The organism is Hamadaea sp. NPDC050747 (genome assembly GCF_040654195.1).
GTDB lineage: Bacteria > Actinomycetota > Actinomycetes > Mycobacteriales > Micromonosporaceae > Hamadaea.
This window is the reverse complement of record NZ_JBFAHM010000015.1, coordinates 24,842-40,874: the sequence shown is the minus strand read 5'-3', so window position 1 is coordinate 40,874 and position 16,033 is coordinate 24,842. Positions and strand designations below refer to the sequence as shown.

Genomic DNA, 16,033 nt, shown 5'->3' with positions numbered 1-16,033 from the left:
GCAGCCCAGCGATGCGGCGACCCAGCGATGCGGCGGCCCAGCGATGCGGCGGCCCAGCGATGCGGCGACGCGAACGGCGGCGGAACCCTGGCGCGGGGCGGTCAGGGGAGGTCGAGGTCGGCGAGTTCGTCGCGGATGCGTACGGTTTCGGGCGCGTCCGGGCCGAGGAGCCGTGTCCGGGCTTCGAGGACGAGCCGGTAGACGTCGGCGGCGTCGGCGACCCGGTCTTGGATGACCAGGAGGTCGCCGAGTCCTTCCCAGGTCACGTAGACGGCCGGGTCGTCGTCGCCGAGGGTGTCGCGTTGCGTCGCGAGGATGCTGCGGAGTTCGGTTTCGGCTTCGGCGTACCGGTCGAGGGCGGCGAGGCAGCCCGCGAGCTGGTAGCGGGCGCCGAGGGTCGCGGGGTGGTCTGCGCCGAGCAGTCGCGCCCGGTTGTCGGTCACCGACCGGTACGCCGCTTCGGCTTCGGCGTACCGGTCGAGTTCGAGGTAGACCGAGCCGAGGCTGGCGAGGGTGACGTAGTAGCTGGGGTCGTCGAGCCCGATCGCCTCTCGTTCGCCTGCGAGGACTTGCTCGAATTCGGCTTCGGCCTCGGCGTACCGGCCGGCGGCGGCCAGGCATTCGGCGACGTTGTAGCGGGCGGCCAGGGTGTTCGGCGAGTCCGGTCCGGTCGTCGCGTCCGATGCTGTGACGAGCACGGCCAGTTCGGCGAGCGCTGCGTCGAAGTCGCCGAGCACCCGGTAGTGGTAGGCGAGGGTACGCCGGGTGTCGAGGACCTCCGGGCTGGTTTCGCCCAGCGCCGAGATCTCGGCTTCGAGCAGCTTGCGGCGTTCGGCCGCGGCTTCGGCGTACCGGTCGGCGTCGGTGAGCATGGAGGCCAGTTCGTCGCGGGCGTACCGGGTCTCCTGGTCGTCGGAGCCGAGTACCTCGTCCCGGTAGGTCAGGATGTCCCGGAGGTCGTCGATGGCTCCGTCCCGGTCGCCGGCGCGGCCCCTTAGTACGGCCGCGTTGAGGCGGCTGGCGAGGGTGGCCGGGTGCTGCTCGCCGAGGGCGGCGGCTTCGTCGGCGGCCAGCGTCCGGTACGCCGTCGCCGCCCCGGCGAAGTCGTCGGTCCGGTAGTGCGCCCAGGCCGCTTTGCGCCGCGCGACAAGGGTGGTGTCGTCGGCCGGGCCGAGGGTCCGGGCGTACGCGTCGGCGAGCTGGTCGAGTTCGGGGACGGCCGCCGTCCACCGTTCGGCCTCGGTGAGCAGGTTGCCGTACGCCGACCAGGTGGTCAGCACGGCGGGATGGTCGTCGCCGAGCGCGTCCCGCTGGGCCGCGAGGGCGGCTTGGTACTGGGTCACGGCGTCGTCGACGCGGTCGGTTTCGACGAGGGCGTCGGCGAGGTCGATCCGGGCGGCCACGACTTCCGGGTCGGCCGGGTCGCGTTCGGTCAGCAGGCCGTCGACGCTGTCAGTGAGCAGCGCGATGCCCCGCTCGGCCGACACGGAGGTCACCAGCAGCCAGGCCAGCGTCGACCGGGCTGCGACGACCTCTGGCCGGTTCGGGCCATGGACGCCGGTCAGCTCGTCCAGCACCGACTGCAGTTCGGCCTCGGCTGTCTCGAGGTCACCGGCGTCGCGGCGGATCACGGCGTACGCGGTTCGCGCGGACACGGTGGCCGGATGGGTCGCCCCGAGCACGGCGGTACGCCGGTCGATCACGATGCGGTACTGCTCGGCGGCTTCGTCGAACCGTTGGTTCTTGTAGAGCGCCCAGCCCCATTCGTCGCGGCAGACGAGGGTGCGTTCATGGTCCTCGCCGCGCGATCGGATGTGCAGCGGCAGCACTTCGCGGAAGGTCGCCTCGGCCTCGTCGAACCGGCCGACCGAGGACAGCAGCATCGCCAGGTTGTCCCAGGTGATGAGGGTGCTCGGATCGTCGTCGCCGAGGACTCGGCGTTTGGCCGCCAGGACTTCCCGGTACTCCGCTTCGGCCGCGGCGATGTCGCCGACCTCTCCGCGCAGCCGGGCGATCTCGTGCCGGGTGGCCAGCGTGTGTGGATGCTCCGGCCCGAGAGTCCGCGTACGCGCCTCGGCGACGCCTTGGAACTCCTGCTCGGCTTCGGCCCACCGGCCTTGGCGGGCGATCGCCCCGGCGAGGTTGTGCCAGGTGACCAGGGTGGACGGGTCGTCCACGCCGAGGCTGTGCCGTTCGATCGCCAGGACGTCCCGATAGATCTCCTCGGCCCCGGCGGAGTCACCGGACTCGTAGAGCAGTGCGGCGGTCTCGTAGCGGGCGTTGATCGTGGCGGCGTCGGCTTCGCCGAGGGTCCGGCGACGGGCTTCGGCGACCGCCCGGAATTCGGCCAGCGCCCGCTCGGTGTCGCCGGAGGCGCGGAGGAGTTCGCCGAGTTCGTAGCGAGGCGTCAGGGTCGCCGGGTCGTCCGGTCCGAGCAGGGCGGTCCGGTGGTCGATCACCCGCCGGTATTCGGCTTCGGATTCGGCGTACCGGCCGAGTTTGTAGAGCACCCAGGCCACCTCGAACCGCGAGGAGACGGTGACGGGGTCGTCGGGCCCGAAGACGGCTTCGCGGGCGGCGACGACTTGCTCGTACTCGTCGAGCGAGGCCTGCCAGCGCTCCTGGCTCGCCAGGACGCCGGCCAGGTTGTGCCAGGTGACCAGGGTGGACGGGTCGGCCAGGCCGAGCGCTTCGCGTTTCTGAGCCAGGACGTCGCGGTAGACCTCTTCGGCGGCGTCCGGCCGGCCTTCGTTGCTCAGCACCCAGCCCAGTTCGTGCCCGGAGCTGAGGGTCGCCGGGTCGGCCGGGCCGAGCACGCGCTTCCGGGTCGCGACGACCTCCCGGAACAGCTCCTCCGCCTCGGCCCAGCGGCCGAGCGCGGCGAGGGTGCCGGCGAGGACGTGGCCGGTCGTCTGGACGTCGGGCGCGTCGGGGCCGTACACCCGGCGTTCGTCGGCCAGCACGCCCCGCAGGATCGGTTCGGCCGCCGCGGGCTGGTCGGTGTTCTTCAGCATCAGGCCGTACGAGTAGCGGCCGACGAGGTGCAGGCGGAATCGTTCGCCGTCGTCCGCCCCGTCCGGGGGCGCCCAGGCGGACAGCAGTCGCTGCCACGTCGGCGCTGTGCGTACCAGTGGATTGAGATTGTTGGTGACCATCGCGAAGCTGAGGCCGCCGCCGGGCCGGAACTCGTCGAGAGCCTGCGCGAGCAGCTGTTCGGCTTCCGGGCGGCCGTCCTCCACGGCGAGCAGGTGCAGCCGGGACAGCACCGATCCGCGCTGATCGGCGTCGATGGGCCGGGTGAGCTGGGCCTGGTAGAAGGCCTCGGCGCGGTCGGGCCGGCCGGCAAGCAGATGCAGATCGCCCAGGTCCATCTCGGGCAGGAACATGCCCGCGCGCCGCGAGGGCCGAGCGGTGATCTCGGCGACCGCCGCGCCGACCTGCTCGAGCAGCTCGTCGGACGGGGTCGTGGCGCGCAGTTCGGTGGTGATCCAGGCGAAGCCGGACTCCACCTCGGGGAAGCGGTCGAGGTGCGGGATGAGGGAGGTGAACGCCGCCGTCGCACCGGCCCAGTCGGCCCGGCTGATCGCGACCCGGGCGCGCAGCGCCTGCGCGGCGACCTCGGCCCACGGCGGCGCGGGAAGCGCGGCGAGGTAGGCGGTGTCGGCTTCCGCCGTCAGCGGCCAGAAGGTCTCGTCGCGGTCGGCGACGGCCGCGGCGATCCGGCTGAACGCGGCCTCGGCGGCCGGATACCGCAGCCCGAGGATGCCCGCCAGCGGCGGCAGATTGTGGACGTCTTCAAAGGATCGGTCGGTGCGGGCGTATCGCAGCGCCGTCTCCTCGGCCTCGGCCGCGCTTGGCGCGCCGAGCGCGATCAGGCACAGCGCGCGCTCGAACTCGGTGTCCGAACTCCAGCTGCGCTCGTCGTCCAGCCCGTCCACGAGCTGCAGCGCCCGCTGCGGATCGCCGCCGAGCAGGTGCAGCCAGACGCTGATGCCCTCCCAGGCTTCGGGGACCGGCGTGGTCGCCAGGGTCTGCTCCAGCGCCGTGAGGTCGCCGGCCTGCCACTCCACCATGGCGCGCAGCCACAGGTGGAAGGCGGTCTGCCGCTGCTCGCCGGTCGCCTCGTTCAGGGCGGCCAGCGCGGCGACGTGGTCGCCGCGCAACAGCTCCAGGCGCGCGCGGCTTTCCACCTCCGCGACGACGGAGGCCATCAGCTCCAGGTCGCCGCTGTTCGCGGCGGTGGTGCTGAGCAGGTTGCCGTCGGGGATGTAGCGGTCGGTCATCGGCGGGCGCGCGGCGGCGAAGGTCAGCTCAGCTCGTACGCCGTAGGCGCCGAGCAGGGAGCAGGCGGTGCCGAAGGTGTCGAAGTACGCCTCCGTCCCGGCGAACAGCGTGTCGTAGCACTGCAGCCACACCACGGCCTCGAGGACGCGGGGCAGGCGCTCGGTCTCGATCTTGGCCTGCATCAGGCTCATCCGGGCCCGGGAGATGTACGCCCAGGCGTAGTCCAGTGTGGGCAGTCCCCGGCGGTAGGCCTCGTGCCACACGTCGAGGGCCTGGGTCAGGCGGTCAGGGTCGACCTGGCCGCGCCGCTCCGGGGCGTACGCGAGGACCTGCAACGCGTCGGCGAAGGTCCACCGGGCGCCGGGGGTGAGGTCGTGCAGCCCGTCGGCGGTCGCCATGAGTTCGGCGGCGGCTTCGGAGTCGCCGGAGTCGAAGGCGAGCAGCGCCGCCCGCTCGTATTCCGCGCCGGCCTCGGTGGGCAGCACGTCGCGCAGCATCAGCGCGCGCAGCCGCCGGGCGGGCAGCTCCAGGGCCTGCCATTCGCCCTGCGACGTCCCCAGCAGGTCGATCGCGGTGTCGACGGCGCGCAGTCCGTCGGCCGGCTGCCCCAGCGCCTGGTAGAGGACGCCGAGGAAGTAGTGGACGGCCGGATCGTCGGGGCGGCGTACGCGGGCGCTGCGGTCGATGTTCTCGGCCAGGTCGGCCGGGGCCATCCGCTGAGCGAACCGGGCGATGCGGCGTTCGATGTCGCTGTGGTCGCCCGATTCCACAATGGATTGAAAGCGCAGGAACGACAGGGTCGCGTCGTCGGGATTGCGGGCCAGCCCGGCGTCGGTGGCGGCCAGGGCGCTGTCGTAGTCGTTGGCGGCCAGGTAGAGGCAGGCTCCGGCGCGGGCGGTCCCGACCGAGTCCGGGGATCGGCGTACGGCTTCGTCGTAGTCGCGCGCGGCGGCGTCCGGGTCCTGCTGGTGCAGCCGCACCAGGGTCCGCAGGGCGTACGGCTCTTCGGTGTCCACTCCCCCGGCGAGGGCGGCGGCGATGTGCTCCAGCGCTTGCTCCGGACGGCCGAGTTGTTCGTAGACGTGGGCCACCTGCAGGTCGATCGTGGCGTCCGGGGTGGTCTCCCGGGCCGCCAGGAACGCCGTCAGCGCGGTGTCCAGGTCCCGTTGCCGCAGCCGGGTCTCGCCCAGCAGGGTCAGCAGGTCGGCGTCCTCCTGGACGACGTCGGCCGCCTGATCGAGCAGCAGCCCGGCCCGCTCGACGTCGGGCAGGGTCAGCTGGGCGCGTACGACGAAGGCGAGCAGTCGCCGCCGGCCTTCTGGCGACAGCGCGCCGTCGCCCGGCGCCGCGTCGATCAGGTTGGAGAAGTCGGCGGTGACCACGTCGGCCAGCGGGCGCAGCAGCGTCGGGCGCAGCAGCGGAACGAGGGCGGGCAAAACGCGGACCACCCCGCTCGGGGCAGAGCCGAGCCGGTCGAACGCGAGCCGCAGCGCCTCGGACCGTTCGCCGTGGGCGAGGAGGGCCTCGATGAGCGCGGCGAACACCTCGTCGGGCTTGTCCTCCTGCTCGGCGATGGCGCGGCGCAACGCCTCGACCGCCTCGTCACGGCGGCCGTGTTCGGTCAATGCCCGGCCCAGGGTCAGCAGGATCGGCACGATCGCCGGGGGCGGGCTGCCGGCGGGACGGGCCGGCGCCTCAGGCGAGGGACTGCTCACCGGTGCTCCACCTTCCGCTTCCCGGGAAGTTGTCGACGACGGGCCGGCCGGGCTGCTCCCATGACGGGGCGGTGCCCTGCTGCGATCCGGGGGACTCGCCCGGCGGTCCGGACGGTTCGGCGACCCGGGGACCGCTGCCGCCGGCCGAGGCGGAGACCGGCACGAGCGCCGGGGTCAGCAGCGGACCGGATTCGCGCAGATACAGCACGGGCAGGCCGAACCCGGCACGCTGCTGCGACTCGCCCATCATGCCGCTGAGATACAGCTCGCGGCGGGCGTGATGCATGGCGACCTCGATCGGCCGCCGGTCGACCAGGGCCTGGTAGAAGGCGCGGGCGAACTGGTTGGCCAGCCGGAGTTGGACCTGGTAGTGCATCGCGATGACGGCCGGGATGTTCTTCTGGGCCAGCGACTGGGCCAGCCCGGAGATGACGTGGTAGCCGCTGGCCGACGTCGCCGCCGACTCGCAGGCCTGCAGGAAGACCAGGCGCAGCCCGGACGCGCTGAGGCTGAGCTGGTTGGCCAGGTCGCGGTCGTCGATCCAGAGCGCCTTGTTGTTCTCGTCCGGGAAGGCCATCTGCCCACGCGGGCGACCGTCGGCGCCGTCGATGTAGCGGCCGTGCGAGATCACGTGGACGACCTGGGGGTCGAACTGCTCGACGGTGTTGAGGAACGAGCGCCAGGTCGTCTGGACCGGCAGGTCCTCGTTCGGCGGGAACGCCCGCCCGTCGTGCGCGTGCCGCTGAGTCAGCACCCGCAGGTCGATCCGGGCCTCACCGCCGAGGTCACGCAGGTCCATCAGGGTTTCCAGGACCGCCTCGTACTCGATGTCGGTCTCGGTCACGTCGTCCGGAGCGAGCACCACGAACAGCACCCGCAGCGGTGGGCGTACCTGGATCATGCGGGCGGACACCGCCAGCGGAAGCTTGCGGGTGAGCATGAAGTTGGTGCTCTCGCCGAGGAAGAACCCGGTGTCGGGATCCTCGCGGTCCAGCGGGACGTAGAGGTATTCCCAGGGCCACGACGCGAGAAGCTCGGCCCCGGCGCCCATCTCCAGCACGACACGCAGCAGGCGGCGCTGGCCGTTGTCGGCGTACGGGTCGCCTTTGATGGCCCGGCGCAGCAACGCGCCCGGCCCGTTGTCGTCCCGGCGCGAGCCGAACAGCGTCACGAACAGGTGCTCGCCGAGCAGCTTCAGCTCGTGCACGTTGATCAACCGGTTGCTGCGCAACAGGTCCACGAACACCTCGACGGTACGCCGCCGCAGGTCGTCGATCTCCAGTTCGCCGACGACGGACTGGCGGTAGCCGCCCCGCCGCCATTCGGCCTGGACCCGGCGGTCGCCGACCTGGATGGCGAACTCCTCGACCGCCAAGTCCGTCATGCGATCACCGACCGGCGGCCGCCGCTGGTATGAAGGCTGAGCCAGCCGATGATCGGCCGATGGCCGCTCATGACGCCCTCACCACGGGGCTCAGGTCGTAGCTGCGGGTGTCACCGACCGGCGCGCCCTGGGTGAAGAACGCCCGCAGCGCCGACGGCAGCTCGCGGATCATCGCCTGCAGCCCGGCCGGAAAGAACGTGAACCGCCGGTACGCCCGCATGACCGCCCGCATCTGCACCGTCTCCACACCCCGGGGCACCTGGAGGATGATCACGAGTTGCGGCGGGTCCTCGGCGAAGAACTCGGCGCCGTCCAGTCGCCAGAACACCTTCTCCAGCCCTTCAGCGGTGTGGTTGACGCGGGCCGCCGTCATCCGGAAGCGCACCGGCGCGAGGGCGACGTTGACGGAGGCCCCGGCGTCGGCCTGCGCCTTCGCCCCGGCCGACAGCGGCAGCGGTACGCCGGCCAGCGCGCCGAGAGCGTCCAGGGGGATGGTCGGGACCTTCACGGCGAGTTTCGCGTCCGCGCCGACCCCGACGTGGAATTCGCCACCCGCCGACACGATCGTGTCGAACCGCCGGTTCGGCAGGATGTCGAAGGCACGCGGCCGGCGGCGCGGATCGGGTTCGTCCGGGTTGAAGTCGACCCGCATCTCCAGCCGGGTGAACCCCCAGCCGCGCCGGGGAAACAGCAGGATCGGCAGCCGGATCCACCAGAAGGTGTAGCCCTCCTCCAGCGCCGCCCGCCAAGCGGCCGAGGTGCGGTCGGCGTTGGGCAGGTCGAGAATGGGCACCGGCAGCACGTCGGGGAACGAGCCGAACTCGACGGAGTCCTCGTTCAGCGCCCGCAGCAGGTCGCCGAACTCGTCGTCGGCGTCCCCCTTGGCCCCGAGGTGACCGGACAGGGCGTCGACTCGGCGCGCCGCGTCGAGCAGCACCGCTGTTCGGTCGTCGGTGAGATCGGCGCTGAAGTCGAGATCGTCACTCGTCATGATCACCATTCTCGATCGATCGGCGAGTGTCCAGTATCGACGCAGCCGTCCCCCTCCGACTAGCACCTATCCGACCGATCACCCCTGGGCGCAACGGTTCGGCGCTGGATCAGGGTTCTCGGTCGAATCTTGGGTCAAGATTCGGCCCGGAACCCTGATCCAGCGCGGACGTCAGCTCGGGAGCAGCGCGGGCTAGGAGCGGGCGGCGGCTTTGCGCGCCCGGTACGCGCTGACGGCCGCCCGGTTCCCGCAGCCGCCGTCGCAGAACCGCTTGGACCGGTTCTTCGACAGGTCCACGTAGACGTCGCCGCAGTTCTGGTATTCGCAGATACGTAGCCGGCTGAGCTCACCCGAACGCACGACGTCGATGAAGGCCATCGCCGCCTCGACGGCCATCCGGTCGGCCAGCGGGGCGTCGGACGGGGTCGCGTGCAGGTGGTAGTCCCAGTTGTCGTGCTTGACGAGCTGCGGCAGGGCGTTGGTCTCGCGGAGCATCGCGTTGATGATGTCGACGAACTCTTCGGTCCGCCCGTCGATGGCCAGGGTCCACATGTGCCGCAGCCGGGGCCGGAGATCCCGCACGAGCTGCAGTTCGGCCTGGGTGTGCGTACGCCCCCCGCTCCACCCGTACGCCACGAAGAACTCGTCGAGGGCGGCCAGGTCGGGCAGCTTCTCGTCGCTGACGCCGTCGGCGTCGACCGTGTTCACCAGGGCGGCGGCGGCGCCGAGCGCCACTTCCGTGTCATGAGTAAACAGCATCTTGACTCATTTCTGGTGGAGGCCTACTGTCATGAGTGTAACGCACGTTGAGTTATTACAGAGGTGGTCGACATGGCACAGCGTGCCACCACCGCCGGCCTCGGGCTGGCCCTGCTCTCCGCCGCGACCTTCGGCACGTCCGGCACGTTCGCCCGGTCGCTGATCGACGCGGGCTGGTCGTCCGAGGCCGCCGTCGCGGCTCGCGTGGGCATCGCCGCCCTGGTCCTGGCCGTGCCGACCGCCTTCGCGCTGCGCGGCAAAGGCCACGTGCTGCTGCGTAACCTGCGGGCGATCGGCCTGTTCGGCATCCTGGCCGTCGGCGGCGCCCAGGTCTGCTTCTTCAACGCCGTTCAATACGTGCCGATCGGCGTCGCGCTGCTGCTGGAGTACCTCGGCATCATCCTGGTCGTCTTCTGGATGTGGGCGGTGCACGGCCAGCGGCCGACCCGGCTCACCGTCGCCGGGGCGGTCGCCGCCCTCGCCGGACTCGTCCTCGTGCTCAACCTGACCAGCGGCGACGGCATCAGCGCCGTCGGCGTGCTGTGGGGGCTGGCCGCGGCGGTCGGGCTGGCGGCGTACTTCGTGCTCTCCGCGCGGGTGGACGAACAGCTGCCCTCGGTCGCGCTCGCCGCCGGCGGGATGGGCCTCGGCTCGGTCGTCCTGCTGGTGCTCGGCGGGGTCGGCGTACTGCCGCTGCACGCGACCTTCGGCGACGTCACCTTCGCCGGCCGCGTGGTCAGCTGGATCGTGCCGATCCTGGGGCTGTCGCTGATCGCCGCCGCGTTCGCGTACGTGACCGGCATCGGGGCCGCCCGCGTCCTGGGCGCTCGGCTGTCCTCCTTCGTCGGGCTCACCGAGGTGCTGTTCGCGGTGCTGTTCGCCTGGCTGATCCTCGATGAGCTGCCGACCGTCGTCCAGCTGCTCGGCGGCGTACTGATCGTGGCAGGTGTCGCGCTGGTCCGGCTCGGCGAGCGGACCCCGCCCGCCCCCGCGATCGCCGAACCCGCCGACACGCCCGACCTCGTCGACGCGCTGCCTCGTTGATCATGGAGTTTCCGGTCGCGGCACACCGCCGATACCACGGTTAACTCCATGATCAACGGGAAGTGGGCGGGGGCTGAGGGGTTCCCCGGTGTCAGACCCAGCCGGTAGGTTCGCTGAATCGGGCCGGCTGGGGAGGGGGCTGCGGATGCCACAAGGCGGGATCTTCTGCGTCGAGGGACAGTGGCATCGCGACCTGCGGGACCGCAGCTCGGTCCGATCGACGCTGGAGCTGCTCGAACGGCATCGTGGCATCCGATTCATCCACAAGGACGTAGCCGCCCCCGACGAGCTGACCTACTTCCTCGACCGCTGGACGCTGCGGCAATACTCGGACTACACGGTGGGCTTCTTCGCGATGCACGGGGAGCCCGGCCGGCTGTGCCTGACCGACTGGCACAGCGTCGAGCTGGACGAGATCGCCGACCAGCTCGCCGGCAAGTGCGCGGGCAAGCGTCTCTATTTCGGCAGCTGCTCGGTGATGCAGGGGTCGGAGGCGAAACTGCACACGTTCCTGCGCGCGACCGGGGCGGCGCTCATGTGCGGCTTCTCCCGCCAGGTCGACTGGGTCGAGTCGGCCGCGTTCGAGACGGTGCTGCTCGACGTGCTGGCCACCGGCCAGCGGCACAACGCGACCGAGCTGCGCATCGGGTCACGGCAGTGGGCGCCGCTGGCGGCGTACCTGGGGTTCCGGATCGTCTACGCCAACGGGCGGGTGTGGCGACCGGGCGCGGCCAAGGCCGGCGTACCGCGCCAGGTCATCCACTCACCGTCATAGTGGCTGCTCCAGCCGGACGCTGATGGTCCGGGTCACGTAGCCGAGGTGCTCGTTCAGCCGTCGCATGTCGGCGTTGCCGCGCTGCGTCCAGGTGTAGATCTCGCGCAGACCTCCGGTCGCGGCCCAGTGCAGGGTCGCGCGTTTGACGGCCGAGGCCACGCCCCGCCCACGCCAGTCGCGGCGGACGGTCGTGAAGGCGTTCTCGGCGCGGTCGGTCTGGTCGGCGTCGAGGATCAGGCCCGCGGTGCCGATCAGGTCGCCGGTGGCGTCGTCGATCGCAATGAACGTCGCGCTCGGCTCGCCCAGCCACTCGTCCTCCCACTCGGGCAGCGTCACCTTCATCGGCGCGCTCACCGCCATGTCCGCGACCCCGGGCAGACCCAGCGGCTCATAGGCTTCGCGCCACAGTTCCGGCCGCTCAGCCACGGTCACCAGGGATACGCCCAGCGGTGCGACCGGCGCCGGTTCGTCGCCGACGGCGCGCACCTGCTCCACCTGGCGATCGACTTCGACGAAACCGTAGCGCTCGGCGAAAGCGGCCGACCCGGCGTCGTCGGCGTTGCCGGAGGCGGCCGGGAAGCCCCGGCGGCGTGCCTCCCCGACCAGGTACGCCAGCACTTCGGCGCCGATGCCCTGCCGCCGGTACTCGGGCAGTACCCAGGGTGCGACCGAGCCGGTGCCGCCGATGCTCGACGGGATCAGGCCACCCGCGGCGACGAGTACGCCGTCGCGCTCGACGACGAAGAGCTGCCGTTCCGCGGAGGCACGCGACTTCAGCTCCGCCAGCGTCGCCGTACGCTCGTAGGGGTAGACCGCCAGGCGGACCGAGCGCCACGCCTCGTAGTCGGCATCGGCGGACACTTCGCGGATCGTCAAGCTGCCCACGCGACGCACCGTAGCGGTCGGCCCGTTGGCCTGTGAAACCATTTTTGGCCAACCCGATTTACAGAATGACATGTGGGACGAACCTGGCACCGGTGTCGGTGATCAGGCCGGACGTCTCGCGGATCCCGAGCCCGGCGGGCTCGCCGTCGACCACCCACGCGCCCAGCACCGGCCGTACGCCGTCGAACTCGGGGAGCGCGTAGAAGGCTTGGTAGCACTGGGGCCCGTCGGCCGCCTCGCCGATGGTGAAACCGGGTGTGACGATCTGCACACCCGCGCCTTCCCGGCCGAGCAGCGGCTTAGCGACGTAGCCGTGAATGACCAGGTCACGCGGCCCGTCGAGGTACGCGGGCAGCAGGTTGGGGTGCCCGGGGTGGCGTTCCCAGAGGATGGCGAGCAGCGCTTTGTTCGACAGCAGCATCTTCCAGGCGGGCTCGACCCAGCGGGGGCCGTGACCGGACAGCGCGAGGTCGAGCAGGTGGCCGCCGAACTGGTCGCCGACCAGCCACTCCCACGGGTAGAGCTTGAAGATCGTCTTGATCTCGCGGTCCTGCTCGTCGACGAAGCGGCCGCCCCGGCCGAGGCGGCGGGGGTCCCAGCCGATCTCCTCCATGGGCAGGCAGACGGTGTGGTGCCCGGCCAGCTCCGCGCATTCCTGCAGGTAGCTGACGGTGACGTAGTCCTCGCCGATCTCGTCGGCGGTGGTGAACGCGAAGTGCAGCGGTCCGGAGATCGGGTGCTTGCGCCAGACGTCGACGAGCCGCTCGTGCAGCGAGTTCCACTGGTCGGCGTCGGGAAACCGGTCCTCGAGCCAGAACCACTGCGGGCCGGCTGCTTCCAGCAGCGACGTCGGGGTGTCCGCGTTGTACTCCAGCAGCCGCGCCGGGCCGGAGCCGTCGTAGCGCAGGTCGAACCGGCCGTAGAGGCTGATCTCGCGGTCGCGCTCCCGCCAGGACCGCTCGATCAGCTGCACGACGCGGGGGTCGGTGATGCCGTAGTCGGCGTACCGGGCGGTGGCGACGACGTGCTCGACCGCGTCGAGGCACATCTGGTGCAGCTCGGCGACGACCTCTTCCAGCCGCTCGACCTCGGCCAGGGTGAACTCGTAGTACGCCGACTCGTCCCAGTAGGCGGTGGGCCGGCCGGACTCGTCGGGCAGCACCGCGTAGTGCAGTCCCTGCTCTTCGACGATGCGCTGCCAGTCCGGCCGGGGTTGGGTGGTGACTCGGCGCATCAGCTTCCGCCGCCGAAGTGCCCGCCGAAGCCGCCGCGCGTGAACGATCCGCCGGTGACCTTGCCGGTGCCGCCTCCGCCGTGGCCGCCGTAGTACCAGCGTCCGTGCCCGCCGGAGCGGCAGTAGCTGGAGTCGATGCGCTGCATCGTGCTGGGGTCGACACAGTCGCGTCGGTTGTCGCGGTAGATGGCGAAGCCGCAGCAACCCAGCACGACGACGCCGATCACGCCGTACGCGACGTGCTTGGACTTGAACTTCCGCTGCGGCTGGGCGTTCTTCACCGGCGTGGGCGCGTTCATCTGCACCTTCCCGCGCCGTCGTCTGCGGCGGCGCTTCCTCCCCGCGCTGTTGGTCATGAGCGGCGACGATACCCGGCCCCCGCAAGGGTTGCGCAGGTCAGCTAGTCTTCCGCGCCATGAGTGATGTGCTCGACGGTCTGGTCGGTTCGGTCGCGTTCACCGCGGTCGGCGTACTGCTGTTGCTCGGCGGGTTTCTGCTGGTCGACTGGTTGACGCCAGGGCCGCTGCGCCACCAGATCTGGAGCGAGCGCAACCGCAACGCGGCGCTGTTCCTGGCCTCGGCTCTGGTCGGGGTGGGCGCGATCGCGTTCACCTCGATCTTGACCACGTACGCCGAGTTCTGGGTCGGGCTGGTGTCGACCGCCGTCTACGGCACCCTGGGGCTGCTGCTCATGGCGGGCGCGTTCTGGCTGCTCGATCTGCTGACGCCGGGCAAGCTGGGCGAGATGATCGTCGATCCCGAGCCGCACCCGGCGGTGTGGGTGAGCGCGGCGTCCAACGCGGCGATCGCCGCGATCGTCTGCGCCGCGATCTCCTAGCGCGGCGATCTTCCAAGCTCGGCCGCCTAAGCTGGCGGCGTGGGGGATGTCTACGTCATCGAGACCGGGGTCGTCGAACTCGTCGAGGATCCCGACGAGCCGGACGCCTGGACGCTGGTCGTCAACGGGATGCCACAGTCGCACGTGAACCTCGCCGATCCGGTGATGATCGCGTTCGACTACGTACGCCGGTCGCTGAAGATGATCGAGCTGCTGTTGCCGGCTGGGCCGTTGCGCGTACTGCACCTGGGCGGGGGCGGGCTGAGTCTGCCGCGCTGTCTGTCGCTGCTGCGACCGGGCAGCGAGCAGACGGTCGTCGAGATCGATCCGCTGCTGGCCGATCTGGTCGCCGAGAAGCTTCCGTTGCATCCGGACTCGGGGATCACCGTGACGATCGGCGACGCCCGGGACGCGCTGGCGGCTGCTCCGCCGCAGGAATACGACCTGATCATCGCGGATGTCTTCACCGGTTCGGCGGTCCCCCGGCATGTGACGAACGCCCAGTTCGTGAAGCTGGCGGCGGCCGCTCTCGCACCGGGCGGGGTCTACCTCGCCAACGTGATCGACGGCCGGCCGCTCATCTTCCTGCGCGGCCTGATCCAGGCGGTCCGCGACGCGTTCGGTGACGTGGTGGCCGCCGCGGAGGAGGACGTCTTCGCCGAGCAGGTACGCGGAAACTTCCTCCTCGTGGGCTCGGACCGGGATCTGCGGCAGCTGACGGAGCTGCCCGAGGACGACCCGTATGACCTCGTCGTCAAGCGGGGCAAGGAGTTGAGCCGGTTCCTGGCCGGAGAAATGCCTAACCGCTGAGCTCGTTGCCGGGGTGGGTGCGGTCGTAGGCGTCGCGGGCTTCGGCGATGACTTCCTTGTGCGCCGCCGACCAGTCGGTGAGCTGCCGGACGAGGTGGGTCAGGCTCGCGCCGAGATCGGTCAGCCGGTAATCGACCTGTGCGGGGACGGTCGGGTAGACCGTGCGCACCACCAGACCGTCGCGCTCCAGTCGGCGTACCGACAGGGTGAGCATGCGCTGGGAGATGCCGTGGATGGCGCGCTGGAGTTCCCGGAAGCGGCGCGGCCCGCCGGCGAGTTCGACGATCACCAGCACCGACCACTTGTCGCCGAGGCGCGCCAGCACGTCGCGGATGCCGCAGTCCGGGTGGTCCTCATGCCCGCACGGTTCGAGGTCGGCCACCAGGGTGGTTACCGCGGTGTGCGTGGGTGACATGAAACTGCCTCCTTGTCGCCGGTGTGCGGGGATCTCAGGATCGGGGCATGACTGACACGATCTTGGTGACCGGGGCGAGCGGGAATCTCGGCCGGGCCACCCTTGCAGCGTTGCACGCCCGTGGCGTCGCGGCGACGGGCGGAAGCCGTACGCCGGGTGCTGGGATGCGACGCGTCGACTTCGACGATCCTTCCACACTGGACCTGACGGGAGTGGCGACGCTGGTGCTGGTCTCCGCCGGGTACGCCGAGGACGACCAGGTCGTCGACCGGCACGCGACGGCAGTCGCGGCGGCGGCCCGCGACCGGGTGCAGCACCTCGTCTACACCAGCCTGACCGGCGCCGGGGACCACCTCGGGTTCGCCTTGGCCCATCGGGCGACCGAGCGGCTGGTCCAGGCGAGCGGCGTACCGTGGACGATCTTGCGTAACGGCTTGTACGCCGAGCTGTTCGGTGCGCTGCTGATGTGGGCGGGCGACGGGGTGGAGTCGGCGTACGGGGACGGGGCGCTGGCGGCGGTCACCCGGGCGGATCTGGCGGAGGCGGCCGCGATCGTCGCCGCCGATCCGGCTCGCCACGCCGGTCGCACCTACGATCTCGTCGGTACGCCCATCACGGCTGCCCAGGTGGCCTACCGGCTCGGGGTGCCGCATCGGACGATCGACCTGGGCGAACTGCGCCGGCGGCTGCTCGGGCTGCCGGAGCTGCTGCCGTTCCAGCCGCCGATGATCGCCTCGATCGCGACCGGCGTACGCCACGGCTTCCTGGCCGAGCCCGGCCCGGACCTGGCCGACCTGCTCGGGCGGCCGGTCCAGGATCCGCTGACGATGGCGGTGGCGGCCGCGTCGGCGACCCGGCCCGCCATCGCCGGGCAGCCGCAAGCGGCCCTACGCCCCTAG

General features: G+C 71.2%; 13 protein-coding genes. 5 read left to right on the top strand and 8 right to left on the bottom strand.

The window, feature by feature from the left end; all coding sequences use genetic code 11:
* Positions 1–101: 101 nt before the first annotated feature.
* The 4 genes from AB0H43_RS31770 to AB0H43_RS31755 form a co-directional block, all read right to left on the bottom strand.
* Positions 102–5,999, bottom strand: coding sequence for a tetratricopeptide repeat protein (locus tag AB0H43_RS31770; protein WP_360005410.1), 5,898 nt, complete (start codon positions 5,997–5,999; stop codon positions 102–104).
* Complete coding sequence (locus tag AB0H43_RS31765; protein WP_360005408.1) at positions 5,980–7,383, bottom strand: CHAT domain-containing protein; 1,404 nt, start codon at positions 7,381–7,383, stop codon at positions 5,980–5,982. The genes AB0H43_RS31770 and AB0H43_RS31765 overlap by 20 nt, the downstream gene beginning before the upstream one ends.
* 67 nt (positions 7,384–7,450) lie before the next feature.
* Positions 7,451–8,374, bottom strand: coding sequence for a hypothetical protein (locus tag AB0H43_RS31760; RefSeq protein ID WP_360005406.1), 924 nt, complete (start codon positions 8,372–8,374; stop codon positions 7,451–7,453).
* 192 nt (positions 8,375–8,566) lie between these two features.
* Positions 8,567–9,133, bottom strand: a complete 567-nt coding sequence (locus AB0H43_RS31755; RefSeq protein ID WP_360005404.1) for a CGNR zinc finger domain-containing protein — start codon at positions 9,131–9,133, stop codon at positions 8,567–8,569.
* A gap of 72 nt (positions 9,134–9,205) precedes the next feature.
* On the opposite strand from AB0H43_RS31755, the gene AB0H43_RS31750 reads away from it, so the two are divergent.
* Together AB0H43_RS31750 and AB0H43_RS31745 are read left to right on the top strand one after the other, a co-directional pair.
* Positions 9,206–10,177, top strand: a complete 972-nt coding sequence (locus AB0H43_RS31750; RefSeq protein WP_360005402.1) for a DMT family transporter — start codon at positions 9,206–9,208, stop codon at positions 10,175–10,177.
* Positions 10,178–10,322: 145 nt separating this feature from the next.
* On the top strand, positions 10,323–10,952 hold the full coding sequence (locus AB0H43_RS31745) for a hypothetical protein (protein ID WP_360005400.1): 630 nt from the start codon (positions 10,323–10,325) through the stop codon (positions 10,950–10,952).
* Here AB0H43_RS31745 and AB0H43_RS31740 read toward each other — a convergent pair.
* Genes AB0H43_RS31740 through AB0H43_RS31730 form a run of 3 tightly spaced genes read right to left on the bottom strand, consistent with a single transcriptional unit; the run spans position 10,947 to position 13,370 of the window.
* On the bottom strand, positions 10,947–11,837 hold the full coding sequence (locus tag AB0H43_RS31740) for a GNAT family N-acetyltransferase (RefSeq protein ID WP_360005398.1): 891 nt from the start codon (positions 11,835–11,837) through the stop codon (positions 10,947–10,949). The genes AB0H43_RS31745 and AB0H43_RS31740 overlap by 6 nt on opposite strands.
* Before the next feature lie 58 nt (positions 11,838–11,895).
* Positions 11,896–13,071 (bottom strand): glutathionylspermidine synthase family protein, encoded by a 1,176-nt coding sequence (locus AB0H43_RS31735; RefSeq protein ID WP_360005397.1) that lies wholly within the window; start codon positions 13,069–13,071, stop codon positions 11,896–11,898.
* The gene (locus AB0H43_RS31730) at positions 13,071–13,370 is read right to left on the bottom strand and encodes a hypothetical protein (RefSeq protein ID WP_360005395.1); all 300 of its coding nucleotides are present in this window, start codon (positions 13,368–13,370) and stop codon (positions 13,071–13,073) included. The genes AB0H43_RS31735 and AB0H43_RS31730 overlap by 1 nt, the downstream gene beginning before the upstream one ends.
* Positions 13,371–13,486: 116 nt before the next feature.
* Between AB0H43_RS31730 and AB0H43_RS31725 the strand changes: the two genes are divergently transcribed.
* Together AB0H43_RS31725 and AB0H43_RS31720 are read left to right on the top strand one after the other, a co-directional pair.
* Positions 13,487–13,909: a DUF350 domain-containing protein gene (locus tag AB0H43_RS31725; protein WP_360005393.1), complete on the top strand. Its 423-nt coding sequence runs from the start codon at positions 13,487–13,489 to the stop codon at positions 13,907–13,909.
* A 39-nt stretch (positions 13,910–13,948) separates the two neighbouring features.
* The gene (locus AB0H43_RS31720; protein WP_360005392.1) at positions 13,949–14,719 is read left to right on the top strand and encodes a fused MFS/spermidine synthase; all 771 of its coding nucleotides are present in this window, start codon (positions 13,949–13,951) and stop codon (positions 14,717–14,719) included.
* Here the strand turns inward: AB0H43_RS31720 and AB0H43_RS31715 are convergent.
* A complete protein-coding gene (locus AB0H43_RS31715) occupies positions 14,709–15,134 on the bottom strand; it encodes a helix-turn-helix domain-containing protein (RefSeq protein ID WP_360005390.1) in 426 nt (141 codons plus the stop codon). The genes AB0H43_RS31720 and AB0H43_RS31715 overlap by 11 nt on opposite strands.
* A 47-nt stretch (positions 15,135–15,181) precedes the next feature.
* Between AB0H43_RS31715 and AB0H43_RS31710 the strand changes: the two genes are divergently transcribed.
* The gene (locus AB0H43_RS31710) at positions 15,182–16,033 is read left to right on the top strand and encodes an NAD(P)H-binding protein (RefSeq protein WP_360005388.1); all 852 of its coding nucleotides are present in this window, start codon (positions 15,182–15,184) and stop codon (positions 16,031–16,033) included.